This is a genomic window from Xanthobacter albus, assembly GCF_043194895.2.
In the GTDB taxonomy this organism is placed as follows: Bacteria; Pseudomonadota; Alphaproteobacteria; order Rhizobiales; family Xanthobacteraceae; genus Xanthobacter.
In genome coordinates this window covers 2,129,106-2,154,418 of record NZ_CM195532.1, presented here as the reverse complement: position 1 = coordinate 2,154,418, position 25,313 = coordinate 2,129,106, and the positions used below count along the sequence as shown (strand labels likewise).

Annotated in this window: 27 protein-coding genes; 10 read left to right on the top strand and 17 right to left on the bottom strand. The window is 67.5% G+C overall.

The genetic code is table 11. The features are described from left to right. Window positions 1-2: 2 nt before the first annotated feature. From V5F75_RS09595 to V5F75_RS09585, 3 genes are read left to right on the top strand one after another with little or no spacing between them, the layout of a single operon-like run. A complete protein-coding gene (locus V5F75_RS09595) occupies window positions 3-419 on the top strand; it encodes a very short patch repair endonuclease (RefSeq protein ID WP_394037979.1) in 417 nt (138 codons plus the stop codon). Further along, a complete protein-coding gene (locus tag V5F75_RS09590) occupies window positions 332-1,630 on the top strand; it encodes a DNA cytosine methyltransferase (protein ID WP_509212167.1) in 1,299 nt (432 codons plus the stop codon). Before V5F75_RS09595 ends, V5F75_RS09590 begins: the two co-directional genes overlap by 88 nt. Beyond that, entirely contained in the window at window positions 1,575-2,252 is a 678-nt protein-coding gene (locus V5F75_RS09585; protein WP_394037983.1) for an Eco29kI family restriction endonuclease, read from the top strand. Before V5F75_RS09590 ends, V5F75_RS09585 begins: the two co-directional genes overlap by 56 nt. Before the next feature lie 22 nt (window positions 2,253-2,274). On the opposite strand, the gene V5F75_RS09580 is transcribed toward V5F75_RS09585, so the two are convergent. Beyond that, a complete protein-coding gene (locus V5F75_RS09580) occupies window positions 2,275-2,613 on the bottom strand; it encodes a helix-turn-helix domain-containing protein (RefSeq protein ID WP_394037985.1) in 339 nt (112 codons plus the stop codon). A 90-nt stretch (window positions 2,614-2,703) separates the two neighbouring features. Here V5F75_RS09580 and V5F75_RS09575 point away from each other — a divergent pair, with 90 nt between their 5' ends. Beyond that, window positions 2,704-2,994, top strand: coding sequence for a hypothetical protein (locus V5F75_RS09575; RefSeq protein ID WP_394037987.1), 291 nt, complete (start codon window positions 2,704-2,706; stop codon window positions 2,992-2,994). On the opposite strand, the gene V5F75_RS09570 is transcribed toward V5F75_RS09575, so the two are convergent. Genes V5F75_RS09570 through V5F75_RS09550 form a run of 5 tightly spaced genes read right to left on the bottom strand, consistent with a single transcriptional unit; the run spans window position 2,966 to window position 5,290 of the window. After that, the gene (locus V5F75_RS09570) at window positions 2,966-3,451 is read right to left on the bottom strand and encodes a DUF2786 domain-containing protein (protein WP_394037989.1); all 486 of its coding nucleotides are present in this window, start codon (window positions 3,449-3,451) and stop codon (window positions 2,966-2,968) included. The two genes, V5F75_RS09575 and V5F75_RS09570, sit on opposite strands and share 29 nt — an antisense overlap. 37 nt (window positions 3,452-3,488) lie before the next feature. Then, the gene (locus tag V5F75_RS09565) at window positions 3,489-3,926 is read right to left on the bottom strand and encodes an HK97 gp10 family phage protein (protein WP_394037991.1); all 438 of its coding nucleotides are present in this window, start codon (window positions 3,924-3,926) and stop codon (window positions 3,489-3,491) included. Continuing rightward, window positions 3,916-4,269, bottom strand: coding sequence for a hypothetical protein (locus V5F75_RS09560; RefSeq protein WP_394037993.1), 354 nt, complete (start codon window positions 4,267-4,269; stop codon window positions 3,916-3,918). Before V5F75_RS09560 ends, V5F75_RS09565 begins: the two co-directional genes overlap by 11 nt. A 2-nt stretch (window positions 4,270-4,271) precedes the next feature. Next, complete coding sequence (locus V5F75_RS09555) at window positions 4,272-4,538, bottom strand: hypothetical protein (RefSeq protein ID WP_394037995.1); 267 nt, start codon at window positions 4,536-4,538, stop codon at window positions 4,272-4,274. A 2-nt stretch (window positions 4,539-4,540) separates the two neighbouring features. After that, the gene (locus V5F75_RS09550) at window positions 4,541-5,290 is read right to left on the bottom strand and encodes a hypothetical protein (protein ID WP_394037997.1); all 750 of its coding nucleotides are present in this window, start codon (window positions 5,288-5,290) and stop codon (window positions 4,541-4,543) included. A gap of 411 nt (window positions 5,291-5,701) precedes the next feature. Between V5F75_RS09550 and V5F75_RS09545 the strand changes: the two genes are divergently transcribed. Continuing rightward, window positions 5,702-6,127: a hypothetical protein gene (locus V5F75_RS09545; protein WP_394037999.1), complete on the top strand. Its 426-nt coding sequence runs from the start codon at window positions 5,702-5,704 to the stop codon at window positions 6,125-6,127. A 55-nt stretch (window positions 6,128-6,182) separates the two neighbouring features. On the opposite strand, the gene V5F75_RS09540 is transcribed toward V5F75_RS09545, so the two are convergent. The 8 genes from V5F75_RS09540 to V5F75_RS09505 all read right to left on the bottom strand — a co-directional run bounded on the left by V5F75_RS09540 (window position 6,183) and on the right by V5F75_RS09505 (window position 12,618). Then, entirely contained in the window at window positions 6,183-6,404 is a 222-nt protein-coding gene (locus tag V5F75_RS09540; RefSeq protein WP_394038001.1) for a hypothetical protein, read from the bottom strand. A 13-nt stretch (window positions 6,405-6,417) separates the two neighbouring features. Further along, entirely contained in the window at window positions 6,418-6,924 is a 507-nt protein-coding gene (locus V5F75_RS09535; RefSeq protein ID WP_394038003.1) for a hypothetical protein, read from the bottom strand. 745 nt (window positions 6,925-7,669) lie between these two features. Further along, window positions 7,670-9,670 (bottom strand): DUF5906 domain-containing protein, encoded by a 2,001-nt coding sequence (locus V5F75_RS09530; protein ID WP_509212166.1) that lies wholly within the window; start codon window positions 9,668-9,670, stop codon window positions 7,670-7,672. Window positions 9,671-9,735: 65 nt separating this feature from the next. Beyond that, window positions 9,736-10,490, bottom strand: a protein-coding gene (locus V5F75_RS09525) for an IS5 family transposase (RefSeq protein ID WP_509212173.1) whose coding sequence is annotated in 2 segments (ribosomal slippage) — window positions 9,736-10,178 and window positions 10,178-10,490 — 756 coding nt in all. Because the reading frame shifts where the segments join, the coding sequence is not laid out codon by codon here. Between the two features lie 76 nt (window positions 10,491-10,566). Continuing rightward, window positions 10,567-10,797, bottom strand: coding sequence for a hypothetical protein (locus tag V5F75_RS09520; protein WP_394037451.1), 231 nt, complete (start codon window positions 10,795-10,797; stop codon window positions 10,567-10,569). Further along, window positions 10,794-11,036, bottom strand: a complete 243-nt coding sequence (locus tag V5F75_RS09515; protein ID WP_394037453.1) for a helix-turn-helix domain-containing protein — start codon at window positions 11,034-11,036, stop codon at window positions 10,794-10,796. Before V5F75_RS09515 ends, V5F75_RS09520 begins: the two co-directional genes overlap by 4 nt. 213 nt (window positions 11,037-11,249) lie before the next feature. Continuing rightward, window positions 11,250-11,459: a helix-turn-helix domain-containing protein gene (locus V5F75_RS09510; RefSeq protein ID WP_394037455.1), complete on the bottom strand. Its 210-nt coding sequence runs from the start codon at window positions 11,457-11,459 to the stop codon at window positions 11,250-11,252. After that, complete coding sequence (locus tag V5F75_RS09505; protein WP_394037457.1) at window positions 11,449-12,618, bottom strand: tyrosine-type recombinase/integrase; 1,170 nt, start codon at window positions 12,616-12,618, stop codon at window positions 11,449-11,451. The genes V5F75_RS09510 and V5F75_RS09505 overlap by 11 nt, the downstream gene beginning before the upstream one ends. A 521-nt stretch (window positions 12,619-13,139) precedes the next feature. Here V5F75_RS09505 and V5F75_RS09500 point away from each other — a divergent pair. From V5F75_RS09500 to V5F75_RS09490, 3 genes are all read left to right on the top strand, one after another. Beyond that, window positions 13,140-15,254: a hypothetical protein gene (locus V5F75_RS09500; RefSeq protein WP_394037459.1), complete on the top strand. Its 2,115-nt coding sequence runs from the start codon at window positions 13,140-13,142 to the stop codon at window positions 15,252-15,254. Between the two features lie 164 nt (window positions 15,255-15,418). Then, a complete protein-coding gene (locus V5F75_RS09495; protein ID WP_394037461.1) occupies window positions 15,419-16,423 on the top strand; it encodes an LLM class flavin-dependent oxidoreductase in 1,005 nt (334 codons plus the stop codon). A gap of 75 nt (window positions 16,424-16,498) precedes the next feature. Next, complete coding sequence (locus V5F75_RS09490; RefSeq protein WP_394037463.1) at window positions 16,499-17,860, top strand: (Fe-S)-binding protein; 1,362 nt, start codon at window positions 16,499-16,501, stop codon at window positions 17,858-17,860. 59 nt (window positions 17,861-17,919) lie between these two features. Here the strand turns inward: V5F75_RS09490 and V5F75_RS09485 are convergent, their stop codons facing one another. Continuing rightward, window positions 17,920-18,867, bottom strand: a complete 948-nt coding sequence (locus V5F75_RS09485) for a LysR family transcriptional regulator (RefSeq protein WP_394037465.1) — start codon at window positions 18,865-18,867, stop codon at window positions 17,920-17,922. A gap of 133 nt (window positions 18,868-19,000) precedes the next feature. Here V5F75_RS09485 and V5F75_RS09480 point away from each other — a divergent pair, with 133 nt between their 5' ends. Next, entirely contained in the window at window positions 19,001-19,879 is an 879-nt protein-coding gene (locus tag V5F75_RS09480) for an NAD(P)-dependent oxidoreductase (protein ID WP_394037467.1), read from the top strand. Window positions 19,880-19,905: 26 nt separating this feature from the next. Next, on the top strand, window positions 19,906-20,904 hold the full coding sequence (locus V5F75_RS09475) for an aldo/keto reductase (RefSeq protein ID WP_394037469.1): 999 nt from the start codon (window positions 19,906-19,908) through the stop codon (window positions 20,902-20,904). A 249-nt stretch (window positions 20,905-21,153) separates the two neighbouring features. On the opposite strand, the gene V5F75_RS09470 is transcribed toward V5F75_RS09475, so the two are convergent. Both V5F75_RS09470 and thiC read right to left on the bottom strand, forming a co-directional pair. Further along, window positions 21,154-23,187 (bottom strand): FUSC family protein, encoded by a 2,034-nt coding sequence (locus tag V5F75_RS09470; RefSeq protein ID WP_394037471.1) that lies wholly within the window; start codon window positions 23,185-23,187, stop codon window positions 21,154-21,156. Window positions 23,188-23,360: 173 nt separating this feature from the next. Further along, window positions 23,361-25,232 carry a phosphomethylpyrimidine synthase ThiC gene (gene thiC / locus V5F75_RS09465; RefSeq protein ID WP_394037473.1) on the bottom strand — a complete coding sequence of 624 codons (1,872 nt, stop codon included), beginning with the start codon at window positions 25,230-25,232 and terminating at the stop codon, window positions 23,361-23,363. Between the last annotated feature and the right edge of the window lie 81 nt (window positions 25,233-25,313).

Sequence of the window (25,313 nt, the reverse complement as noted above, 5' to 3'; positions counted from 1 at the left end):
GAATGGACAGCCTGACGCCGGAGCAACGCAGCGAACGCATGGGCCGCATCAAGGGTCGGGATACCGGACCCGAGATGGCGGTTAGACGGCTTCTTCATCGTCTAGGCTACAGATACCGGCTACATGCCCGCGAGTTGCCGGGGCGTCCGGACATAGTATTTCGCCGCCGCCGACTCGCGATATTCGTGCATGGTTGCTTCTGGCATCGTCATCCAGATCCCACCTGCAAGTTGGCTCGCCTCCCAAAGTCGCGCCTGGACTTCTGGATTCCCAAGCTTGAGGGCAACGCGGCCAGAGATTTGGATAAACGGGTCCAGCTAGAGGCCCTTGGGTGGAAAGTCTTGGTTATTTGGGAGTGCCAAACTGGCAAGATGGACGAACTCGAATCAATTTTACGCGAGGCCTTGGCGTCATCATGAAATCTATAGAGCTATTCGCTGGCGCGGGCGGGCTGGGGATGGGAGTATCCCTCGCAGGCTTTCATCCGATCGAGGTCGTCGAGTGGGATGCATATTGCTGCGACACCCTCAGGGAAAACCGTGAGCGCGGCATCGAGCCAGTTCGCACATGGCCACTGACTCAAGGGGATGTTCGCAAGGTCGACTTCTCGCGTCATGAGGGGGCCGTTCAGCTCGTCACTGGTGGACCGCCATGCCAACCCTTCTCGATCGGTGGCAAACATCGTGCCTATGACGATGCGCGTGATATGTTTCCCCAAGCTGTTCGGGCTCTTCGAGAGGCCAAGCCCAAGGCATTCATATTCGAGAATGTAAAGGGCCTAACCCGCCAAACATTCCGCAATTATGTCGAGTACATTCGCCTTCAGATGATGCACCCGGAAGTCGTGATACGGCAGGGTGAGACGTGGGGCGATCACCTCGCTCGACTTGAACAACATGAAACAAGCGGTAGCCGCGAAGGCTTGACGTATAACGTCATCATCCACCTTGCGAACGCCGCCGACTATGGTGTTCCCCAGCGGCGCGAGCGTGTATTCTTCGTGGGATTTCGCAGCGATCTTGAAATTGCGTGGAGCTTCCCTCGGGAAACCCATTCAGCGGAGGCACTCGCATGGGAGCAGTACCGAGACAACTCTTATTGGGAGCGGCATGAGGTACATTGGAAGGATCGGGCCTTTTCCGAAAGGACCCGGGCGCGAGCGTGGCGCTTTGCCGAGCGGCCCGAGACAAAACCCTGGGTCACTGTTCGAGACGCCTTGGTAGGATTGCCAGACCCCGAGCATAACCCTGCCTCGGCAAAACGCTACCTCAATCATCGGTTCCAGGCCGGAGCACGTTCATATACCGGGCATATTGGCAGTCCTCTTGACGAACCAGCCAAGACTCTCAAGGCAGGCGTGCATGGAGTTCCTGGCGGTGAGAATATGCTCTTGAAACCAGACGGTTCAGTCCGCTATTTTTCCGTGAGGGAGAGCGCTAGGCTTCAAACATTCCCAGACAACTTCTTGTTTCACGGATCGTGGACCGAGGCGATGCGTCAGCTTGGCAATGCTGTCCCTGTAAATCTAGCGCGGATCGTCGCTCAAGACGTGATGCGTCACTTGGAGAATAGGATTGACCAAGGGGCCATACAACCCACTCGACAAGATAAATCTCGCCAGAAGCATTGAGATTGAAGTTCTCTCGCGTGAAGTCGTCCCCCTCGGCACGGCGGAACTGGTTTCTGGTGCGGGTGTGTACGTGCTCTACTATAAGGGTGACTTTCCGGCTTACATGCCAATCGTGTCGGCGAACGCGGAAAGCTGGGAGAGGCCAATCTATGTCGGCAAAGCGATTCCCAAGGGCGGACGAAAGGGTGGCATCACCCGCGACACCGCAGCCGTGGGTACGGCGCTTGGATCGCGACTGAGGAAGCACGCGGAATCGATCCGCGCGACCGAAAACCTAAAGGTCGAAGACTTCGTCTTCCGCTACATCGTCCTTGACGACATTTGGATACCGCTCGGCGAGAACATTTTGATCGAAACGTTCAAGCCCCTGTGGAATGTCGCCGTCGAAGGATTTGGGATCAACGATCCGGGCAAGGGGCGGTTGAACCAAAAACGTTCTCCATGGGACGTATTACATCCTGGCAGAGGTTATGCGGCACGGTTGACCGGCGGCGGGCCGGATTCCGCCGTTGTGCTGGGCAGGATCGAAGATCACTTTGCCGGCAAGCCTCTTCGTTCCCTTCCCAAGGTTCTTGCCGAGGCAGCGGATGAGGCAATTGAGGAGGACAGGGGCGAGGTTTAGCCAAGCTCCACTTCGATCGGAATTAACTGCCCCAATTTTCTACCGAAGCAACCGCCTCGGCCTGCACGACGGTTATTTCCAGTGACCGCTCGTCCATGCGGCTTGCCGCGATCCTCAACCGATCTTGCAGAAGTTCTTTGGCGGATAGACTCTCATCCGTTGCTGGGACGACAAGCAGTGAGTTCGGCGACGTGCCAAGAACTTCGGCAATTCTAACAAGCGTCGCCAAGTCTGGCTCACGCTTGCCGCTGACATAGTTCGCATAGCGACGCTCGCTAAGACCGACGCGGCGTGCGACTTCGGCGTTAGATATCCCAAGTTCTTCGGCCCTACGGCGCAGATTCGATCCAAAAGGCAACATAGGAACAAAATGTTCCGACAGTAGGCTCCGCGTCCACGAACGATATGTTATCTATGATAAGAACGATTTGTTCTTTCATGGATGAACTGCTTGGATTGGCTCCTGCTTGCGCTGAAATGGCTGACGATCGCGGCGGCGCTCTCGCCCATCGTGATCGGCGTCGGCTGGTCGGTGGTCGAGGGCTCGGTCCTGCCGCGCCTCGTTCCCCGCGCGGAGATCGAGGCCATGGCCGACGCGGTGATGCGGGACCACCCCGACGACCCCGAGGAGTGGGCGTTCATGGAGGAGCACGCGGCCTGGCACCGGAGCCTGAGCTTCGAGCAGGGCAAGTGGCGCCGCGTCCGCAGGGAGATCAGGAGGCGGCTTTCTTGCTCTGCCTGAGCGGCACGTCGTCGCCGCGCCAGCGCATCCGGCTCGCGTACCACCGGACCGACTTCTCGCTCGCCTTGGCCCCTTCGATTTGCCTGTTCACTTCGGCGGCGACCGCCGCGTAGGTCCAGTCCGAGTGCTCGACGATCAGCCGCTCCGCGAGCCTGCCGCTGCCCTTACCACGGCCAGCAACGGAGGCCCGTGGCGCCTTCGGAGCCTCCGGGCCCGATGAGGCCGAGCCGAAGATCGTCGAGGGCCTCGGCGGCCACCGGAAATGGCCCGGATCGATGCCGTACTTGGCGACGAGCTCCTCCGCCTTCTCGAACGCGGCGGCGGCCTCGCTCGGCGTGCAGCCGTTCGCCACCGTCTTCTTCAGGAGCGCCTCGACGCGCCGCCTCACCAGCGGCAGTTCCTTGCTCTGCGACATGCGGAAATCCTCCAGCGGCGGGATGCCGATGGAGGCCAGCATGTCGTGAATGGAGGGCGTCGCGAGTCGGGGCCCCAGCCTAATCCTTGAGAATCCTTGCTCCCCTGACAGTTGCCAGCCCTTCCATCACCGCGATCCGCACGAAGCCGGCCGGCGCCTGCGTCGAGTGGCCGTCGTTGAGCGCGCCGATGTATGGCAGGCTGTTCGAGATATGCACCGACCGGTTGGCATCGATGTCGAACCGGTCAATCGCCTCGATTGCTTGATTGATTGCGATCTCGGCGTTCGCGTCGGCGGTGCTGCCCTTCTCACCTGGGATGTGCGCCGGAAGCACCTTTGCAAGCGCCTGATCCATATCGGCCGTCCAGTTCGATCTGGCCCTGCCGGTATCGGCCGGCTTGTTCGAGATGACACTGCGGGCGACCGCTCCGGCGCAGTCCTTCACCGCCCGCTCGACGTTTCCCTCGACCCGCACGGCGACGCGGTCGATCCGCTTGGCGAAGTCGTCAAGGCTCATCGGCGTATTTTCCCACTCGGCGCAGTTCGGCCTCGGCGACACGGCGCACGACCGCTTCGAGGATCGGATCGCACTCGGCGTCCGGCTGCATGAACGGCATGTCCTCCGGCCAGAGGTCTCGCTCCGCCTGCGACCGGCGCCAGTGGGTCCGCTGCGGCAGCCCGCCGCTCGGATAGACGGTGCATTCCCGATAACCGAGCGTGCGCAGGTGCCACTCCATCATGAAGCGGGCGTGGGCGCCGAAGCTCTCCGGCGTGCCGCCGAGGTAGATGTGCAGCGTCAGCGGCGTGGTGGAGAACACGCCGGCCAACGCATCGCGGATGGGCTGCTCGCGGTTCGCCATGGTCACGCCCCCTTCAGATAGCTGCCGCCCCGGTCGAGGTTCGGCCAGATCGATTGCGCCCGCGCGCCGACCGGCAGGCCTCCCACGAACGCGGCAGGCGCGGCGGTGAGGTCAACGGACGACCAGCCGACGAGCGCGTTCGGCTCGCCGAGAAGGGTCTCGGCGGCGGCGCGGGCGGCGGATGCGCTCGCCCCGACCGCGACGGCGAAATTCAACTGGTCGGCGCGGCGCTGTTCTTCCTCGGAAGCGAAAAAGGCATAGGTGGGCATGATCAATCCTCCTCGGCGGGTTCGGTGATGTCGATTAGGTCGCCCGCTTCGAGCGCGGCGCGGTCGCGCGCCCTGAGCGCGAGGCCGACCGCCCGCTCCGGCGAGGCGCGGCCCGTCTCGAAGGCGCGGTCCTCGGCCATGGCCCGATCAGCGATCTCCTCGACCTCCATGATCGCGGCGAGCACGGCACGGTGCTCCTCACCGACCAAAAGGTCGGCGAGCTCGTGCGGCGAGAAGGGACGCTCGGCATGGGGAATGCGCTGCACCCGGCCGAAGAGAACGGCCGCGAGCTCCCGATCCTTCGCGGATACGGCGAGCGCGGCGAGGCTGGCGAGCTCGGCGTCGCCGGAATGCTCGATCTGCTGGATGAGGCGCGAGCGGCGCTCCGAGCCGATGCTGTCGCGGGCAAGCATCTGCACCGCGCTCTGGTAGTGGAAGCGGGCGTCGGCGGCGTCGCGACGCAGGGCGTCGAGGTCGCGCAGTCGCGCGGTGCGCGAGTCGAGGCTGTTGCGCTTCAGATCGGCCCGCATGCTGCCGAGGGCCCGGCCGACGACAAGCATGCGCTGCGCGGCGGTGAGGTCGGACAGCGTGGAGTCCAGCTCTTTGCGGCGGGTTTCCACGCGGCCGTTCATGTCGGCGATCAGCCGCGTGTGCTGCTCGCCGAGCTCCCGGGCCCGCGAGAGCGACGCCCGCAGATCGGTCACCGATCGCCAAGGCTTCGTCAGGGTGGGCTTGGGCTTCAACTTTGCCATGGTCATTCTCCTTCGTCGTGGCGCGTCACGCCCCACGAGGTCGGATGACCACGGCGCGGGACACAGCCCGCCTGAGCGTCCACCGCCATTGCGGTGACCGGGCCGGCCCAGCAGCCGGTCCGAAGACAGCATCACGATGCGGCGTTCGCGGAGGTCGCGGAGCCAGCAGATGAAATGTTGGTCCCCTCGAAATCGGGGAAATGCGAGGTGGGAGGCCGGCCACGCAGCCCGCGCAAATGATGATGCCGTCAGATGCGAGGGAGGTGTTGGCTGAAACCGTCATCCAACCAAAGGAGAATGACAATGTTCGACATCGCAACCACCGACCTGGCGCCCCGCTGGACGCCGACCCGTATCGCCCGCATCGGCACGAAGCGCGAGAACATCGACCTGATCTAGTTCGGCCAGACCATGCTTAACATCGAGCTCAGCGACATAAGCGCTTCACCGCTGGTGACGGAGACCGGCATGTGGATTAGGTCGTCGTTCGCGCGCGACCGCAATGTCATGACGTTCAGCGAGGACATGCTCGGGCGCTACCGGCACCTCGGCGACACGCTGATCGGCCCTGACATGCCGGCTCTGCGGGTCTTCGGCGGAGAGTTCGCGGCCGGCTTCCCCGGGATCGACATGCACATCCGTTTCAAGCGGCGCGACGGCAGCTTCGGGGCGCTCGGCGGACTGCTGGCGTTCCTGCCGCTCGACACGGATGACGCCGAGGAGTGCTTCCAGCTCTTCAGCTACAACCCGGTGGAGCCGAAGACGCTGGTGCACATCGCGCTCCACGACTTTGAGACGCGCGTGATCGAGGCCTTCGCTCGCGAGACCGCGTCTTAGGTACTTCGAAACGAGAAATGGGTTCGCGGTCGGCACGCGGCCGACCGCGAGCACTTCAATCCTCGCCGACGTTCGCCCTGCTCCGCGATTGATGCTCGTCAGCCATGTGCTCCCACATTTTGTCGGGAAGCGGCGTGACGGACCAGAACCACGCTCCGGTCGGGTGGCCGCGGGCAGCGACAAGCGCCTGCGCACCACCCAGCTCGGCCACGGCCATCGGCGCCGTGGCTTCAAGCGATGACGCCAGGGCGTCGGCGGCCACTAGGTCGCGCAGCATCCGCCTGGCGCTCTCAGTTGACGGAGACGAGCGCGGCATCGCCCTGTGCCTCCACCTCCGCAGCCAAGTACCGGCCGAGCAACTCAATCAACATGGCGCGGTCGCCCGGCTCCATCCTGGCGATGACGCGCGGATCGAGACCGGCCGGCGCTGTGGCGGCCGACCCGCCCTCCGCCGTGAAGGCAAGGAAGCCGTTGAGGCGCTCGGGCCACCGGAACTTGAGCAGGACCTCGATGAGGCGATCCGAAGGCTCGACATCGTCCATGGACCGCTCGAACGCCTTGCTCAGGACCTGATGGAAAGCGGTGTCCATGGCAGCACCGTACTTCGCGCCGAACTCCGCGTCGCGCCGCCTGTGATCATGGATCGTGGCGACCGAGATGCCGATCTGCTCTGCTGCCATCTTTGGCGAGCCGGTCCTTGCGACGATGTCCAGGACCTTGGCCTCGATGGCAGGCGACCACCGTCGATCCTTCTCGGGACGGCGGACCTCGCGCTTCTCCAATGACCTGTCCGACATGGCACTACCCCTTGATTGCTTGATTGCAATCCTGCGGTGTGCGGAGCTTGCGGGGAGCCATTGAAACCGCCTCGCAAATTTTTGGGAAACCGCCCACCTGCGCCGTCTTCCACCGAAGGCGCCCGCGAGGCGCACGGACATCCCAGGACGCCGCCCGTCCGGCCAATGGAAGTGGGTTGTTTTGCCCGAGAGGCGTTGCCGGTGCCTGGCCCGGTGCTTTCGGTGGCGCCGTCAACCAAGCCCTTGTACTGGCTTGCCTTTCTGGCCCAGAGCGCCTAATCCTCTGTTCAATGCTCCGGCGCTGTGCTCCCACCGTGGCGCCCAGGCGTGCCGCCGATGCTTTCGGTGCCTCGACGCCTTGTTCGCCACCGCCACGCCGCTGTCGAGAGCCGCCACCGTAGCCCTATACGCCATTTGGCCGTGCCTCTCGTGGCGTCTTTCAACCACCTGACTGCCTCGCACGCGCGAGGACTGCGTGGTCTGCGAGGCACGCGCCGCCTTCGGCCACGTCGTCGCCCCAGCCTCCATGCCTGATGGTAGACAAGGCAGACAGCGATTTCGGCGTTTTCGAAGTCTTATAGCGCTGCCGGCCCGGCGCCTGCTCCATCTTCCAGTCAACTGCCTTATGTGCTGTCGGTAGAAATCGATATTTATATTGTCTACTCTGTATACCTAAGCTTAAGCGGCTGATTTTCTTACGACAATCGGTGGACGACATTGCCGCCCACCGGATGTCCATCCCCGTCTACCGCGACCGGCGCTCTGGCCGCGGCATCAGGTCGATGCTGTAGTGAGCCATGTAGGCGTCGATCCTTCCCGAAGCGCCAATATTCTCCCATACGTCGTGATTGCGCAGAGACCAGAGCTGCCAGGGCGGCCGGTTGGGATGCTGCTTGGTATGGCGGGTGTGAGCCACGCCGCCGAACTCCTCCTTAAGCAGCTTCGCGAGGCGCGCTCGAAGGCTCGACCTGCCGGCGAGCTTTGCCGGCACCGCGTTGACGAGGTCGTCGACCCGCACGAGGTCGAACTCGAACGGCTCCTCGCCGGCTTCGTAGAGGTCCAGCAGGTACGCCTCGGCATCCCCCATCGAGAGCCGCCGCATCGTCTCCTTGCCCGACGTCGCCGGCGCAACGCCGTGACCGTTGAGAGCGACGTCCCGCTGAAGCAGCCAGTGCTTCACGAAGGCAGCGCCGCCTCCATCCAGATAGCCGAACAGCCGCTCGTAATAGGCGGCATCCTTCTTGGCCGCAGGCGAGAAGACGACCAGCCAGCGCCTGTCGCCGTGCTCGATCGGCAATGCGTCCTCATGGTTCGTGAAGCACAGGAAGTTCAAGCAGTTCGGGATCGAGTAGATGCGGCAGTTCTTCTCCTCGATCCTGAGCGTCGGGTCCGTGATCGCGGGCTTGAGCCGATTGGCCACCTCCCGACGCCCGAGCGTCATCAACTCCTCGATGATGGCGAGCTGCGCGCCCTCCATCCACGCCGTCCAGCGCGACGTGACCTCATCGTTCGACGGCCGCACGGTGTTGCGCGCGCCGATTACCCGCTCCATCAGGTTGCCGAGCCAGCTCTTGCCTGTTCCCTGCATGCCGCGGATCATCAGCGCGAAGTGGATCTTCTCCGCCGGACGCTGGACCAGCAGCGCCAGGTAGTCGAGCACATGCCCGCGCTCGCGCTCATCCGGAAACAGGTGCGCCATGTGATCCAGGAACACCGACACGTCGCCCTCGACTGCCAGAACGCCGGACTTGCGCCAAAGGTTGTAGCGCCCGCCGCTCTCGCCGTCGGGGAACTCGCTCATCTCGGGCAGATAGACCAGCGACTCGAACTTGCGCATCGGAAGGTTGCCCTTCCAGATCGCGTTCAGCACGTCGCCGTCCAGCTTCAGCCCGGCAAACAGGGACTTCCACTGCTCCTTGGCGAACTTCTTGGTGTCCGAGCGCCGCAGGAAGCGCTCGGCATCGGCAGCCCAGACCCAATCGTCCCCGACCGCGAACGACCGCTTCGACTTTGCCAGCTCCCCTTCATCATCGGGGAAGTCGTCCTCGGCATCGGCTCGGTTCAACAGCTCGGTCGCCTCGCGCCGCATCTCCTTCGGCAGGGCCGCGACGAGCGTCCTCGCCGTGATCGCGCCGCGCTTCATGTCGAGGGAGTTCCAGCGACGGCGGATGATCTCGCCGTGGTGAGTAAAGTCAGGGTCGGCCGTGCTCCAGTCGACGAATGCGTCGATGCCGGCGCCGCCCGTCGCATGGTGGCAGGCCATCATCAGCTCCCGCCACCGCAGCTCCTCGCGAAACGCCGAGACGTCGACTCGCGACAGCCACTCGGCCAGCTTCTCCTCGTCGATCGCACCGACATCAGCAGACGCAACCGCAGAGTGCTTCCCGAGCGCGTCCAGGAGCGCCGTAGGTGCCTCGGGCGCTTCGGACAGCAACATGGCAAGCGCATCGTCGTCGAGACGATACGGCTTGCCGGTGTCGGGATGGATCGAGCCGGCCGCGACGACCTGACCGCCCTTCGACTTGAAGTCGATGCCGTCATAGCCCACGAGCTTACCCGCCAATTCGACGCTCGCCGGCTTCGTGAAATAGACGTGTCGTCCGCCGCCGCCGGTCAGGACGAAGGGCGCATCTGGCAGGCCGAAGTCGATCGAGAGCCGCACGAGAGGATCGTCGTTCGGCACGAAGTGGCGAGGGTCGACATCGACGACCAGGTCGATGTCGCGCAGGCGGACGCCGACGTTCATTCCCGCCGCCATCCTTGCCTTGGCCTTGCCGAGCGGCACGGCCGGCGACTAGGGTCCAGACTCGTTCAGAGCCAGAAGGCCAGAGCAGTGGCGAGGGCAACGCCGGACAGGAAGTTGATGGCGAGCTTGTCGTAGCGGGTAGCGACGCGACGGAAGTCCTTTAGTCGGCCAAAGGCGTTCTCGATCAGGTGGCGTTCCCGATAGCGCTCGTGGTCGTAGCGGATACGGGGCTTTCGGCTCGCCCGGCCGGGGATGACGGGCACGGTGCCGACCTGACGCAGCGAGCGGCGCAATGCATCGGCGTCGTACCCTTTGTCAGCCAGCAGGTAGCGAGCGCCTCGGGCACGGGCGAGCAGTTCAGGCGCTGCGGTCACATCGGCGACGTTACCCGGCGTGAGGATCAGCGCGTAGGGGCGGCCGATGACATCGGTGAGCGCGTGGACCTTGGTGGTCTGGCCGCCGCGCGACCGACCGATCGCTTGCGCTTGCGCCCCCCTTTTCCTCCGAAGGCTGATCGCTGCGCCTTCACGTAAGTACTATCGATCGCGGTGCTTTTGGTCACCGCACCAGCCTCCACCAGTGCGTCAAGCAACCTGAGCCAGAACCCTCGGCGCGACCACCGGTTGAAGCGATTGTAGATCGTTGTGGCGGGACCATAGGCAGCCGGGCAATCAACCCACCGACAGCCACTCTTCAGCACGTGGAAAATCCCCGAGATCACCCGGCGATCGTCCACCCGCCTGGCTCCGGGCTGGTTATGCGGTAGATGCGGCTCGATCGAGGCCCATGCCTCGTCAGTCAACCAGAACAGCGACGCCATCATCACCTCAGTCGCCCCCGCAATGGAATGAATCACCAAACTCCAACCGTATCAATCCGGTGATTGGGTTCTGAGCCTAAGTCCAGCGGTTTTCGACAGGGCGCTTGCCGTTGATCGCAATCAGCTCGTGACCGGCAGATGCATGGGCATCGAGAGCATCGGGGTCGTGCTTCGACGGCGTCTCGGACGCCACGAGGGCGGCATCCTCAACCTTGTCGATGTCGAACTCGACGGTCTTCTCCAAAGCTCCTGCGGGCGCGCCGATCCCCTCGGCGCGCCCTTCTTCATTGGCGATATCGTCGCTCATCGACCATCCTCCCCGCGAATGAAAGCGTCGAGGTCGGCGACGTGGTAGCGGACCGACTTGCCGTGAATGGTGTGGTAGCGAGGACCGACGCCGTTACCGCGCCACGAGCGCAGGGTTCCGGGCGTCGACGAGAGATAGACCGCCGCCGCCTCGGTGTCGTACCAAGGGCTGCGTGCGTGGGTATCGAGGATGCGGCGTACGGCGTCCTCGATGTCGTTCTTGGTGAGAGTTGCCTGCATGGCAATGACCTCCAGAGGGCCAGGGGCATGACCGCCGGCCGGTTTCAGACATGGGTTTCTGTCTGAGGAGGACCGGGCTCGCCCCGGTCACGCGCTTCGCCGAAATCGGCTCCTCGCAGCGCGCGTCATCTAATAATCACCGATCCGGATCGGCGGACATCAACGTTTGCTCTGCCTAAATCATTGATTTGCCTTGAGGTGGTTTCGACCACCTCAAGAATTTTCAGCCTCGCGACGCCTGAAGGCTTCGAGATCGTCGACGTGATAGCGGACGAACCGCCCGCTCACGAGGCGAAAGGCCGGCCCCTTACCGAGCGAGCGCCAGCCGCGAAGCGTGCCCGGCTCCCGACCGAGAAATCGGGCTGCCGCATCGGTGTCCAACCAAGGACCGGCCTGTCCAGCGACGGCGGGATCATGCGGCATCGGCGATCTCCGCCGCACTGACCACCTTCAGGACCGGACGACGACCGGCGAGGACCTTGTCTTCCAGTGCCTGCGCGTGCGGCCGCAGGTGCTCGACGAGGTGCTCGGCATGGACGTATCCGCCGGAAGCGCCGGGAAGCCGCTGACCGAGGAGAAGCGCGCTCTCGGCATAGGGAACGCCGGCCGCGATGAACAGCGTGCGGGCGTGGTGGCGGCACTCGTGCGGGCTCGGCAGGTCGTCGCTGTCCTCCCTCGGCTCGGTGACATGGCCGCAACTGCTCATGGGCGACGGCCAGAGCCAAGGGTTGTTCAGAGGCGCATCCTCGGCAAGCCGGTCCCTGATCATGGCGGCGAGCCACGTTCCCATCGGAAACAGCATCCGGCCGCCGGTCTTCATGTGGTTGAAGGTGAGGATGTTCCGATCGAGGTCGACGTCCTCGCGGCGGACCTGAAGGATCGACGACCTCCGGGCACCGGTCAGAAGCATGGCGCGGTGAAGATCGCGCCGAATGGGCGACAGAGCCTCGGTCGCCTTCCACCATGCGGCGAGGTCCAGGCCGTCGACCTCGCGTCGCTTCGGGTTCGGGATGCGCAGGGCCGACACCGGATATGAGGAAATCGTCTCGTCCATCCGCATGGCGGTGTTGATCACCGCACGCAGGGTGCGCATGACGCAGGTCGCCGTCGTCTGCCCGCTCTTTTCCCGAAGGCGGTCGTAGATGTCGCGCACCTCGTTGCGGCCGAGATCGGCCACGGCCCGGTTCTTGATGCGGGCAAGGTAGTGGTCGACATTGTAGCGGTAGCTCTCCTCGGTCGCCGTCCTGAACGGCTTCTCCCCGAGGTGGGCGTCGAGCGCCTGCGAGATCGTGATGCCGGTCTCCGCCGTCTTTGTGGTGGGGTCCACGCCGGACTGGATCTGCGACATGATCGCCTTGGCCCGGTTGCGGGCCTCGCGCAGGCCGATGCGGTCCACGCGGTCGATCTTGACCCGGACGGTTCGGACGTGGCGGCCGTTCCTGCGAACGTCGCCTTGCACCGAGTAGGTTTTCGTGGTGGCATGGCAGATGACCATCAGGCCCTTGACCTGCTGGTCTCGCCAGATACCGGAGCCGAGGGGGAGTTCCCGGATGCGGGACTCCGTTAGATTGAGGGAAGCCATTCGATTATTTCCTTCGCGAACACCGGTCGGAGCACCGGATACGGATCATCGACGATCAGCATCCGTCGCTCATGATGTCGTGTAAGTGTCTGTTCGCGAACCAATAATCAGCGCAGATCGATTTCAACGTACGGTTGAAAATCACGATTTGTAAACCGAAGGTCGGGGGTTCGATCCCCTCAGCCGGCACCATTCTCCCGCGGACGCCACAGCTTCCTGGGCGCGCGGCAAGCCTGCGAAGCGGCCCCGTTCGGGGATAGCCACCGTCTCCGGTGCCGGGGAAGACCTGATCCGACGACACGAACTGAAGGCTGCCCGCCGGGCCGGGTCAGGGGTGCACGCGGATCGGCGGAGGGGCCGCGCCACGGGCCGCCCCCTGTGCTTCTGCCGGGCCGCGCGGTACAGAAGGTCCCGCCCTCGAAGGCATGCTGCGATACATCATGCACCGGCCTGGAGGCGGCTCCCGGTCCGGCGAAGATGTCCGCCCGCCGATCGCCGCCACGCGATGAATTGAGGAAATCGTGGACGAGACCACCCTGCGGGCTTCAGACCTTTTCAACGCGGCCATCCGCTGCCGGAACCAGGGCAGGCACGCCGACGCAGAGCGCCTGTTCCAGACCGGCATGGAGCGGTTCCCCGAGGATCTCGACAGCTATGGGCATCCCAGGTTCCGCAAGGAGCTGGTCCGCATGCTCCTGGGGCTTCGGCAATGGGAGCGCGCGGCCGGGCTCTATCCCCCTGCCGGGGGACCCGGCGGGGATCACTGGCCCGACATCCTGTTCGCTCGCGCCTATGGCGCCGCCGGCGAGCGCGATCCGGAAGCCAGCTGGTGGCTCCGGATCGGCGAGAGGGAGCCCGGCAATCGGGAGTTCCAGGCGTTCCTCACGGTCCTGGCGGGGCGTGATCCGGACCAGGCCCTGAGCTGGCTGCACGGCCGGTCGTGGACCGGCGGCCAACACAGGGCGGCCCATCTGGTGATCGCCCACCGGCTCTTCCTGGCGGGGCGCGCCGACGGGGCGAGGCTGCTGGACGAAATCGCCTGGCAGCGCGCGGAGCGGCACGGGGACGGCGGCGGGTTTCCGACGCTGTCCGCGCCGGCGCCCGAGACCGCCGCTTCCCCGGCTCTGGACGGGCTGCGCGGCGCCCTGCGGGAGCTGGGCGTGAAGAGCGTGCTTCTGACCAACACGAACTTTTCCTGCTGGGCCGGCAGCCAGGTGGTCACGCGCGACCTCGCCCTCATGTTCCTGCAGGCCGGGGTGTGCGAGGTCTGCCTGCTGACGGATGCGGCGGCCGGGGACATCGCGGCCGCCGCGCAGGAAAGGGGGGTCCGGATCGTCAGCATGCGCGATGACGGCTGGATGGCCGCCCTTCCCCGGCAGGCGGATCTGATCTGGTCGCACCATTGGCCACTGCTGGGAGCGGCGCTCCATGCGGGAAAGGTGGACTTCCGCCATCTGGTGGTGTCCAGCCTGTCCCACTTCGAACCCCTGGAAGCGCTGGTGACGGGGACCGGGATCGCGGATGCGGTGCTCGCCCATTCCGAGGAGAACCGGCAGGCGCAGCTTCAATCGCTGCCGCCGCGCGCCCAGGGCCGGCTTGCCGTGATGCCGAACAGCCTGCCGGCCCATTGGTTCGACGACGCGGCGCCCCCGACCGCGCTCGAACGGCTGCTCGTGGTGTCGAACCACCCGCCGCCCGAGCTGCGGCAAGCCGCCGCCCTTCTCTCGGACCGGGGGATTTCCGTCGAGGTGATCGGGCTGGCGACGCGCCAGCAGGAGGTCGATGCCGCGCTCATCGATTCTGCCGATGCCCTCGTCACCATCGGGCACTCGGTCCAGAAAGGGCTGGCCCGCCGCCGTCCCGTCTATGTCTACGATCGGTTCGGCGGCATCGGATGGCTGTCGCCCGAGCGCCTGGACGCCTCGGAGCGCACGAACCACAGCGGGCGGCAACTGGGCGCGCGGCGGCCCGGACACAGGATCGCGGAAGAGATCCTGGCTGGATACGCCGCGGCCCTGGCGCAGGTGGACGCGCTGCATGCGGAAGCCATGCGCCGGTACACGCTCGAGGCGAATGTCGCGCGTGTTCTCGGCCGCATGGAGAAGGGAAAACCCGCCACGCGCGCGGCGGCGATGGAGCACCGCGCCGACCGCATGGTGACCCAGGCCTATTGGGCGGGACGCCAGCGCACGCTGTGCGATCCGGTGCGGAACGCCGGGGAGGCTCACCTCCTTCGGCGGACCATCGCCTGTGAAGCGACCCATGGCGAGGACGTCCGCCATCTCGGTGTCTGGATCGACGGGCAGCGGTGCCCTCTCCCGGTGCAGGCCCTGGACGACGTCGACAGCCTGCAGCTCGCGGGCACACTGGTGCTGGCGGACGGCGCGGCCGCCGAAATCACCATCGAGCGCGACGACGGGCTGGCCTGGACGGCAGGCTGGGCCCTGCCACAGGCGATGGCCGCCGTCGCCGCCAACGCGGGCATCGACCGCAGCGGGCCGGTCAACTTCTTCCGGGCGACGATCGCCCTGAGCCGTGGAACGCGCACCCTGGACCTGTGGGCGAGCCACCTGGAGCGGGGGCGCATCCCGCTCTGCCGCTTGGCCGTCGGCGCCGCCCCACCGGAAGCCTGCTGACGCCCGGCAGACATGGTGACGCGGCCAAGGGCAGAGAAAGGGCGGAGGACCCCGGTGCCAGCCCGGCGCTTCACGCGGCGGCGGTTGAACCTGCGGCGAGACGGCATACATGGGTTTCATGCGCGGGGGGCGGCGCAGCCTGTTGCAGCCAATCCGGGGCCTTCATGACGGCTTTCTCCATCCTCGATCTCGTCCGCGTCACCGTGGACGCCGACGCCCGCGCCGCGCTCGACAACGCCCGCGACCTCGCCGCCCATGCCGAGCGCTGGGGCTACCGACGCTTCTGGGTGGCCGAGCACCACAACATGCCGGGCATCGCCTCCGCCGCCACGGCGGTGGTCATCGGCCACATCGCGGCGGGCACCTCCACCATTCGCGTGGGAGCAGGCGGCATCATGCTGCCGAACCACTCCCCCATGGTGGTGGCCGAGCAGTTCGGCACCCTCGCCCGCCTCTTCCCCGGCCGCATCGACCTCGGGCTCGGCCGCGCGCCGGGCACGGACCAGCTCACCTTCCGCGCCCTGCGCCGCACCCACGCGGACGCCGAGCGCTTCCCACAGGACGTGCTGGAGCTACAGGCCTATTTCCGCCCCGTGGAGCCGGGGCAGAAGCTGCAGGCGGTGCCAGCCGCGGGGGTCGATGTGCCCTTGTGGATCCTCGGCTCCTCCACCTTCGGCGCGCACCTGGCGGCGGAGCTGGGCCTTCCCTACGCCTTCGCCTCCCACTTCGCGCCCGACCAGCTCATGGACGCGCTCCATGTCTACCGCAGCCGGTTCAAGCCCGTGGCGGCGCTCCGCAAGCCCCATGTCATGGCCGGCATCAACGTGATCGCGGCAGAGACGGACGCCGAAGCGAAGCGGCTCGCCACCACGCAGCAGATGTCGTTCACCAACATCTTCCGTGGCGCGCGGGGCCTGTCGCTGCCGCCCATCGACGACATCGAGACCTATTGGAGCCCGTCCGAGAAAGCCCAGGCGCAGCGCATGCTCGGCTGCTCGGTGGTAGGCGGGCCGCAGACGGTGCGGGCCGGCCTCGACGCCTTCATCGCCGAGACGGGGGTGGACGAGGTGATGGTGGTGTCCGACATCTTCGACCCCGTGCTGCGCCTGCGCTCCTTCGAGCTCATCGCCGGGCTCGGCCTGGACGACGGGGCACCGCCGCCGGTGTGAGGCGCCGCACGAGCCTCGCCGCATCCGGCCCCGCAGCACGAATCTTGCTTGCAGGCCGCGGCGGGAGCTCGCGGCATGAAAACCTTCCTCGACTGGTCGGCTTACGACACCTACGGCATCGGCGACGCCTATTCAGGAATCCCCGCCAACGGCGGGAATTACGCGAAGGCCGTGGCCGTGTGCATGCACAGCCGGGATTGTCGCAATACCGGCAAAGGGGTGATGTGCCCCTCCTACCGCATCACCGGCGACGCGGCCCATTCCACGGAAGCGCGCGTCGCCGCCTTCAAGGCCGCGCTCAACGACGGCACCGGCGCGGCGGCCTTCGCCGACCCCCGGCTCGACGCGGCCATGGACCTGTGCGTCTCGTGCAAGGCCTGCAAGAAGGAATGCCCGAGCGCCGTGGACATGACGCTCATCAAGACCGAATACCTCGCCCAGCGCCACCGGATCAAAGGCGTGCCGCTCCGCACCCGCCTGTTCGGCGGCGTGCCGGAATGGACCGGGCGCCATCGCCGCCTGCTGCGGGCCGCCATCCGGCTGCGCAACCGCTGGCGGCTCGTCGCGCGGGTGGCAGAGAGGTGGCTCGGCATCACCGCCCGCCGGCCCATTCCCGAGCCCGCGGCAAAGCCCTTCACCCCCGCGCCCGCCGTGGTGCCGGAGAAGGCCCCGCGCGGGGAGGTGATCCTGTTCGTGGACACCTTCTGCCACCATTTCGACCCGGAGGTCGCGGAGGCCGCCCAGACGGTGCTGGAAGCCGCCGGCTACCGTGTGCGCATGGCCCGCCCCGCCGCCGACGACGCCGAGCCCGGACGGCCGCTCTGCTGCGGGCGCACCTATCTCACCACCGGCATGGTGGAGAAGGCGCGCGGGGAGGCGAAGCGCGTGCTCGCCGCCTTCCGCGAGGAGATCGCGGCCAAGACGCCCATCATCGGCCTGGAGCCTTCCTGCCTGCTCTCGCTGCGCGACGAGCTCTACAGCCTGGGGCTGGGCCCGGAGGTGGGAAACCTCGGCAAGCAGCTCTACCTGCTGGAGGAGTTCCTCTCGCGCGAGCACCAGAACCGGGGCTTGAGGCTGGAGCTGAAGCCGCTCGGCCTGCCGAAGGCGCTGCTGCACGGCCACTGCCACCAGAAAGCGTTCGGCGTGATGAAGGCGACCCGCAAGGTGCTCTCCTGGATCCCCGGCTTCTCCTACGACATGGTGGAGACGAGCTGCTGCGGCATGGCCGGCTCGTTCGGCCTGGAGGCGGAGCACTACGAGGCCTCCATGGAGATGGCGGAGCTGAAGCTGCTGCCCTCCGTGCGCGCGGCCCCGCCCGAGGCCCCGCTCATCGCCAACGGCTTCTCCTGCCGCCACCAGATCGAGCACGGCACCGGCCGCAGGGCCCGCCACATCGCCCTGCTGCTGCGCGACGCACTCGCCGCCCCGGGGCGCTGAGGCCATCGTCCCCCGTCCGCGGCCGGTGACGCGCGGGTTTCGCGCCGACACAGCGCCGCTCAGAGAGGCAGCGCCTCCGCCGCCTCCGAAAGACCCGGCGCGACGAGAAGATCGAGAAAGGCGCGCGGCGCCCCGTCGAGGGCCGCGCGCCGATCGCGCGCCGCCTTGGCGCCGGTGGCGGGGCCGGGGCTCGCATGGGCCACCACCAGCTCCCAGCACAGCTCCGGCTCCGCCAGCTCCACCACCGCGAGCGCCGAGGCGCGTGTCCGCGCGATCGCCTCCGGCACCAGCGCCACCCCCAGCCCCCGCGCCACCAGGGCCAGCAGGGTGTCGAGATCACTCACCTCGAAGGCGAGGCGGCGCTCGGCCCCCGCCTGGGCAAAGCCGCGATCCACCACGCCGCGCGTGCCCCAGCCGGGCTCGAAGTCCACGAACGGCTCCTCCGCCAGATCGCAGAGGCCCACGCGGGCGCGGCGGGTCAGCCGGTGGCCCTTGGGGCACACCAGCACCAGCGCCTCGCAGGCGATGAGGGTGGTGGCGATATCCGCCGGCGCATGGCACAGGGGCAGCACGGCAAGATCGAGCGTGCCGGCCCGCACCTTCTCCAGAAGCTCCCCGGTGCCGCCCTGGCACAGCCGCACCTCGATGGCAGGAAAGGCCGCATGGAAGCGCGCCAGCAGCGCCGGCAGGTCGAGGAAGGCCGGCAGGCTCTGCACCGTGCCGATGGAAAGCGCCCCCCGTTCCAGCCCGGCCACGGCGGCCACCGCCTCCCGCGCCTCCCGCGCGGCGGCGAGCACATGGCGCGCCTTGTCCAGGAACACCCGCCCGGCGGCGGTGAGGCGCACCTGCCGGGTGGTGCGCACGAAGAGCTGGGCGCCCAGCTCCTCCTCCAGCGCCCGCACGGAGCTGGACAGCGCCGACTGGACGATGTTCGCGCGCCGCGCGGCGCGGGTGAAATGCCCCTCCTCCGCCACCGCGACGAAATGCTGAAGCTGCCGCAGTTCCATGGCCGCCCCCTCGCTCCAACTGATCTTCAAATGAGATCAATCTGATCTCGATATTCCATTTGAAAGATTAATTGTGCGCGCCCATGGTGCGCAAGCTTTCGGACGGGCCAGGCGCCCGAGGAGGACGAAAACCATGCAGATCGGCTTCATCGGTTTGGGCCAAATGGGTTCCGGCATGGCCGGAAACCTCGTGAAGGCCGGACATGCCGTCACCGTCTACAACCGCACCCAGGCCAAGGCCGATGCCCTGGTGGCGGCAGGCGCCGCCCGCGCCGCCGAGGTGGCCGACGCCTGCCGGGGCGAAGCGGTGGTGACCATGCTCGCCAATGACGCCGCGGTGGAAGAAGTGGTGTTCGCGCCCCGAGGGCTCATCGCCACCCTGCCGAAGGGCGCCCTACACGTTTCCGCCAGCACCATCAGCGTCGCGCTGTCGGAGCGGCTCGCCGCCGCGCATGCGGAAGCGGGGCAGCTCTATGTGTCGGCGCCGGTGTTCGGGCGGCCCGAGGTGGCGGCAGCCGGCAACCTGTTCGTGGTGGCGGCCGGCGCGCCCGCGGCGATCGCCGCCGCCCGGCCGCTGTTCGAGGCGGTGGGCCAGCGCACCTTCGAAGTGTCGGACATCCCCTCCCGCGCCAATCTCGTGAAGCTTTCCGGCAACTTCCTCATCGCCTGCGTCATCGAATCCCTGGGCGAGGCCATGGCGCTGGTGGGCAAGGGCGGCATCGACAAGGGCGAGTATCTGGAGCTGCTCACCTCCACCCTGTTCGGCGCCCCCGTCTACAAGACCTATGGCCGCCTGCTGGCGGAACCCGGCGACCACCCGGTGGGCTTCGCCGCCCCCCTGGGCCTGAAGGACATCAAGCTCGCGCTCGCGGCCGGCGAGGCGCTGGAGGTGCCGCTGCCGCTCGCGAGCCTGTTGCGAGACCGCTTCCTTACCCTCCTCGCCAATGGCGGTGCGGACCAGGACTGGTCCGCCATCGGCCACCTCGCGGCCCGCGATTCCGGGCAATCCTGAGCACTGGCAGCAAAGGGGACGTTCCCATGGAACAGATCGAAATCGGCTCTTCGGGCATCAAGACCTCGCGCATCGGCCTCGGCACCTGGGCCATCGGCGGCTGGATGTGGGGCGGCTCCGACGAAAAGGACGCCATCGCCACCATCCGCGCCGGCGTGGAGCGCGGCATCACGCTCATCGACACCGCCCCCGTCTACGGCTTCGGCCATTCGGAGGAGATCGTGGGCAAGGCGCTGGCGGGGGGCCTGCGCGAGAAGGTGCAGATCGCCACCAAGGTCGGCCTCGCCTGGAAGGACGGCAGGGTGTTCCGCGACAGCCGCCCGGCCCGTCTCCGGCAGGAGATCGAGGAGTCGCTGCGGCGCCTGAAGACCGATGCCGTCGACCTCTACCAGGTGCACTGGCCCGATCTTGAAACCCCGTTCGAGGAAACCGCGCGCACCCTGGAGGCGCTGAAGCGGGAGGGGAAGATCCGCGCCATCGGCGTCTCCAACTATTCCCCCGCGCAGATGGACGCCTTCCGCGCCGCCGCCCCGCTCGATGCGGTGCAGCCGCCCTACAACCTGTTCGAGCGGGAGATCGAGGCCGACGTGCTGCCCTATGCGGCGCGCACCGGCCTTACCGTGCTGAGCTACGGCGCCCTGTGCCGGGGCCTGCTCTCGGGCCGCATGACCGCCGCCACCACCTTCGAGGGCGACGACCTGCGCAAGGTGGACCCGAAGTTCACCGCCCCGCGCTTCCCGCAATATCTGAAGGCGGTGGAGGAGCTGAAGGCCCTCGCCCAGGCACGCTACGGCAAGCCGGTGCTGGCGCTGGCCGTGCGCTGGGTGCTGGACCAGGGGCCGACCATCGCGCTGTGGGGCGCGCGCCATCCCGGCCAGCTCGACCCGGTCTCGCAGGTGGACGGTTTCCACATCGACGCCGGAACGAATGCGGAGATCGACGCCATCCTGGCGCGGACGGTGAGCGATCCCGTCTCCCCCGCCTTCATGGCCCCGCCCGCCAAGCGGCCCGCCGACGCCGCCTGACCCGGCCGGCGGCCACGACGCCGACAGCGTGCCACCCGCCCCGTGGCAGGTGGCGCGCGGCACGCATCGCCGACGTTTCGTGAAAGGTCACGTCCCGTCCGGGCGGGAAAAATGGCTCCGACGGGGGGCGGGCGGGCCCCAGGGCGACGGCATCCCATGCCCCATGGGCTGCGCGCATGGGTTGCGCGGCTGCCAATGGACAGGCGCCGCCACGACACGGGTGGCGGCCTCCCATCCGCTGCTCGCGGCTCAGTGCGTCCCGTCTTCTGAAAACGGCGGCGTGCCTTCGCTGGAGCTGCATGACTTCAGCGCGAGCAGCGGAGTGCCGCCGGGGGCATGCGGGAAGCCATCGGGCTGTTGCAGGCGCGCCATGTGGGCGAGTTCGTCCATGATGCCGCGCGCGAGGGCGGAAAGCTCGGGCGCGACCGGCATCGACGGCGGGGCCATGGCGTCCCGCTCGTCCGGCGTCGCGGCGATGTAGAGCGCGAGCGCACGCAATGCCGCCGCGTCCTCTGGCGCGACCTTCCGGCCGGGCCGCGCGGAATGGGTGGTGATGCGGTCGCACACCCGCTCCGCCCCGGCGACGAGGGGAAACCAGGCGCCGGCCTCGGTGCAGGCGGGCGGCGGCTCCATCATGGCGATGCGCAGGGTCGCGCGCATGTCCGCGAGGCGGCCGTAGGCGCGGCGGCGATGCTCGGAGAGGTCCCTCCCCGAGCCGGGCCCCACGCCGCAGGCGGCCAGGAGATATTCGCCCAGCATGCCCTTCGCCTCATGGAAGCGCGTGGCAAGGTGGCCCTGGCGCGAGCGCGGCCACAGGAAATAGCCGAACACCAGCACGATGGCGCCGCCGATGAAGGTGTCGACGATGCGCTGGACCGCATAGTCCATGTTGCGCGGACCGGGCTCGATGATGTCCACCAGCAGCAACACCAGCGGCGCCAGCACCACCGCCTGTAGCACGTAGGAGCGGCGCATGGCCCAGGGCAGCACCGCCGACAGCGCGGCGATGACGAGAACAACCGACTCCCCCTTGGGCAGAAGAACGAGCGCCGCCGCGCCAAGCCCCGCGCCGCCGATGGTGCCCACGCAGCGCAGCACCGCCCGCGCGAACACCGAGCCGAGATCGGGCTTCATGACGAGACTGACGGTGAGCGGAATCCAGAACCAGTGGTTCTGCCGGTCCAGCCAGTGGGCCGCATAGGCAAGGCCCATGCACAGGCCGAGCGCGAGCGCGGCGCGCACATTCTCCCCTCCGGGCGCGAGGCGATCGAGGAAGAGGCGCAACCCTCCGCTAGCCGGCGGCTCCGCGCGCTCCGGCGCCTGCGCTTGCGGCCCCGCGCGCAGGGCGGCGGCGGTGCCGCGCACGGCCGCGGTGAGCGGATCGCGCAGGCCGTCCGACGAAGGTCCCTCCGGCAAGTCGCCGTGAGCTTCCGCCCTGGCGAGCGCGTCGAGCCGCGCTGCCGCCGCCTGCAGCGCCTCGGCATCTTCCGACGACAGCAGCGCCGCGAACAGACCGTCGCAGGCCTGCACGAGGGCCGCGAGGTCGTCCGCCTCACCGTGGTGGCCGCCGCTGGAGGCGCGCGCCTCCAGCATCAGGCCGGCGAGGGTGGAGAGCGCATCCGTCACCTTCCGGCGGGCGGCCTCAAAGGGGGTGCCGGGCTCTTGCACGCGCGCCCGCGCGAGGCCCGCCAGCGCCGAGATGAGGACCGTCTTCGCCTGCCGCTGGGGCCGGCGGGGAAACAGCAGCGCCTCCACCGCCAGCACCGCCATGTAGAAGGCCATGCCGGCGATGTAGAGCACGCTCAACCACCAATAGGGCCCGATGCCGGGCACGCCGATGGCGATGGAGGCGAGCAGCAGCGCCTGCATGGTGCCGATGGACCAGATGGCGCCATAGCCGCTGAGCAGCCCGCCCGCGAAGCCCGCCACCGCCATGGCCGCCACCGTGACGCCCCAGGGCAGGCCTGCGAGGTAGCCGGCCAGATAGCCGAGGCAACCGATGAGGCCCGAGAGGGCAAGGCGGCGGAACACGGAGCGGTAGGTGCCTTCCGGCTCCCCGGCCGCCATCATCAGCGTGCCCATGGAAATCCACATGCCGGTGATGATGTCGCCGCAGGCATAGCCCACGGAAAAGGGCACGCCGATGCAGAAGGCGGCGCGGATGGCCCGGCCCCAGGGCCAGGGCGCGGGCTTCAGCCGCGCCAGCTCCCGCAGCCAGGCATTGGGATGGGAAAAGCCGCCCTCCGGCGCGGACGCCCGCGCCGCCGCTTGATCCACGCTCATTCCAGCTCCCCGCATGGCGGCGGGCACGCGCCTCGGCCCATGCCCGCCGGAGTGCGGCCGAGGTTATATGAAACCGCGGGCTCTGTCGTGGCGCTGCGGAAGGTGCGGCTCCGTGAAAAAGGGCCCCGGCCGGAACGCGCCGGCCGTGGCCCTCATGCTTCGGCGCGGAGGGATTACTCCGCCGCGCTCACATAGAGCTTGCCGCCCTCGGCCAGGAACTCCTGCGACTTCTGGCGCATGCCCTCGGCCGCCGCCTCAGCGGTGAGGCCGCCGTCCGCCCCCTCCATCAGCTTGGCCTCGGCGCGCAGCTCCTGGGTGATCTTCATGGAGCAGAACTTCGGCCCGCACATGGAGCAGAAGTGCGCCACCTTGTGGGCGTCCTTGGGCAGGGTCTCGTCGTGGAACTTCTGCGCCGTGTCGGGGTCGAGACCCAGATGGAACTGGTCCTGCCAGCGGAAGTCGAAGCGCGCCCGGCTCACGGCATCGTCGCGGATCTGCGCGGCGGGGTGGCCCTTGGCGAGGTCGGCGGCGTGGGCGGCGATCTTGTAGGTGATGACGCCGGTCTTCACGTCGTCGCGGCCGGGCAGGCCCAGGTGCTCCTTGGGCGTCACGTAGCAGAGCATGGCGCAGCCGAACCAGCCGATCATGGCCGCGCCGATGCCGGAGGTGATGTGGTCGTAGCCGGGCGCGATGTCGGTGGTGAGCGGGCCGAGCGTGTAGAACGGCGCCTCGCCGCAGGCCTTGAGCTGCTTGTCCATGTTGGCCTTGATCTTGTGCATGGGCACGTGGCCCGGCCCCTCGATCATGACCTGGCAACCCTTCTGCCACGCGATGTTGGCGAGCTCGCCCAGGGTTTCCAGCTCGGCGAACTGGGCGGCGTCGTTGGCATCGGCGATGGAGCCGGGGCGCAGGCCGTCGCCCAGCGAGAAGGAAACGTCATAGGCCCGCATGATGTCGCAGATCTCGTCGAACCGCTCGTAGAGGAACGATTCGCGATGCCCCGCGAGGCACCAGCGCGCCATGATGGAGCCGCCGCGGCTGACGATGCCGGTGGTGCGCCGCGCGGTGAGCGGCACATAGGCCAGCCGCACGCCGGCATGGATGGTGAAATAGTCGATGCCCTGCTCGGCCTGCTCGATGAGCGTATCCTTGAACACCTCCCAGTCGAGCTTGAGCGGGTCGCCGCCCACCTTCTCCAGCGCCTGGTAGATCGGGACGGTGCCGATCGGCACCGGCGAGTTGCGCACGATCCAGGAACGGATGTTGTGGATGTTGCGCCCGGTGGAGAGGTCCATCACCGTATCGGCGCCCCAGCGGATGGCCCACACCATCTTCTCCACCTCGTCGGCGGCGGACGAGGTGACGGCCGAATTGCCGATGTTGGCGTTGATCTTCACCAGGAAGTTGCGGCCGATGACCATCGGCTCCAGCTCGGTGTGGTTGATGTTCGCCGGGATGATGGCACGCCCCCGCGCGATCTCGGACCGCACGAACTCGGGCGTGATGAAGGGCGGGATCTCCGCGCCGAAGCTCTCGCCGTCGGCGAGCGCCTCCGCGGCGCCCTCCACCGCCTCGGCGCGGCCGAGGTTCTCGCGGGCGGCCGCGAACACCATCTCCTGCGTGATGATGCCGGCGCGGGCGAACTCGTACTGGGTCGCCATCTGGCCGGGGGCGGCGCGGCGGATGGTGCGCTCGGCGGGGCAGGCCGCCACCAGCCGGTCGCCGGCAAAGCCGTTGTCCTCCGGCTTCACCTCGCGCGGGACGACGGCCTCGAAGCCGCGCCCGGCCACCCACGCCTCGCGCTGGCCCCGGATACCGGCGTCGAGGTCCACGGTGGGGGCGCATTCGGTGTAGAGGCCTGAGGAATCATAGACATGCACCGGCGGCTCGGCCGGGTCGGACAGCACGATCTCCCGCACCGGCACGCTCATGCCGGCCTGGCCGGGGACATCGATATAGACCTTGCGGGAGCCCACGATGGGGCCGGTGGTGACGGTCTTGGGACCGCCCGTGCTCATCTTGCTGGGATCGACGGCTGTGTTCATGGCGCATCCTCTCTGGCACACGAGCGATCCGAACTCGCCTGGGGCAGATTGGGTGCGGCTTCCGCCTGACCGCGACCGCGC

Excerpts from the sequence above, each read along its gene's own strand:
- thiC (WP_394037473.1), bottom strand. The coding sequence starts at position 25,232 with ATGAACACAGCCGTCGATCCCAGCAAGATGAGCACGGGCGGTCCCAAG.
- V5F75_RS09580 (WP_394037985.1), bottom strand. The coding sequence starts at position 2,613 with ATGTTGCCTTTTGGATCGAATCTGCGCCGTAGGGCCGAAGAACTTGGG.
- V5F75_RS09490 (WP_394037463.1), top strand. The coding sequence starts at position 16,499 with ATGAAAACCTTCCTCGACTGGTCGGCTTACGACACCTACGGCATCGGC.
- V5F75_RS09550 (WP_394037997.1), bottom strand. The coding sequence starts at position 5,290 with ATGGCAAAGTTGAAGCCCAAGCCCACCCTGACGAAGCCTTGGCGATCG.
- V5F75_RS09515 (WP_394037453.1), bottom strand. The coding sequence starts at position 11,036 with ATGCAGGCAACTCTCACCAAGAACGACATCGAGGACGCCGTACGCCGC.
- V5F75_RS09570 (WP_394037989.1), bottom strand. The coding sequence starts at position 3,451 with ATGCTGGCCTCCATCGGCATCCCGCCGCTGGAGGATTTCCGCATGTCG.
- V5F75_RS09495 (WP_394037461.1), top strand. The coding sequence starts at position 15,419 with ATGACGGCTTTCTCCATCCTCGATCTCGTCCGCGTCACCGTGGACGCC.
- V5F75_RS09475 (WP_394037469.1), top strand. The coding sequence starts at position 19,906 with ATGGAACAGATCGAAATCGGCTCTTCGGGCATCAAGACCTCGCGCATC.
- V5F75_RS09510 (WP_394037455.1), bottom strand. The coding sequence starts at position 11,459 with ATGCCGCATGATCCCGCCGTCGCTGGACAGGCCGGTCCTTGGTTGGAC.
- V5F75_RS09555 (WP_394037995.1), bottom strand. The coding sequence starts at position 4,538 with ATGCCCACCTATGCCTTTTTCGCTTCCGAGGAAGAACAGCGCCGCGCC.
- V5F75_RS09535 (WP_394038003.1), bottom strand. The coding sequence starts at position 6,924 with ATGTCGGACAGGTCATTGGAGAAGCGCGAGGTCCGCCGTCCCGAGAAG.
- V5F75_RS09505 (WP_394037457.1), bottom strand. The coding sequence starts at position 12,618 with ATGGCTTCCCTCAATCTAACGGAGTCCCGCATCCGGGAACTCCCCCTC.
- V5F75_RS09480 (WP_394037467.1), top strand. The coding sequence starts at position 19,001 with ATGCAGATCGGCTTCATCGGTTTGGGCCAAATGGGTTCCGGCATGGCC.
- V5F75_RS09545 (WP_394037999.1), top strand. The coding sequence starts at position 5,702 with ATGCTTAACATCGAGCTCAGCGACATAAGCGCTTCACCGCTGGTGACG.
- V5F75_RS09470 (WP_394037471.1), bottom strand. The coding sequence starts at position 23,187 with ATGAGCGTGGATCAAGCGGCGGCGCGGGCGTCCGCGCCGGAGGGCGGC.
- V5F75_RS09540 (WP_394038001.1), bottom strand. The coding sequence starts at position 6,404 with ATGCTGCGCGACCTAGTGGCCGCCGACGCCCTGGCGTCATCGCTTGAA.
- V5F75_RS09485 (WP_394037465.1), bottom strand. The coding sequence starts at position 18,867 with ATGGAACTGCGGCAGCTTCAGCATTTCGTCGCGGTGGCGGAGGAGGGG.
- V5F75_RS09595 (WP_394037979.1), top strand. The coding sequence starts at position 3 with ATGGACAGCCTGACGCCGGAGCAACGCAGCGAACGCATGGGCCGCATC.
- V5F75_RS09565 (WP_394037991.1), bottom strand. The coding sequence starts at position 3,926 with ATGAGCCTTGACGACTTCGCCAAGCGGATCGACCGCGTCGCCGTGCGG.
- V5F75_RS09520 (WP_394037451.1), bottom strand. The coding sequence starts at position 10,797 with ATGAGCGACGATATCGCCAATGAAGAAGGGCGCGCCGAGGGGATCGGC.
- V5F75_RS09560 (WP_394037993.1), bottom strand. The coding sequence starts at position 4,269 with ATGGCGAACCGCGAGCAGCCCATCCGCGATGCGTTGGCCGGCGTGTTC.
- V5F75_RS09530 (WP_509212166.1), bottom strand. The coding sequence starts at position 9,670 with ATGAACGTCGGCGTCCGCCTGCGCGACATCGACCTGGTCGTCGATGTC.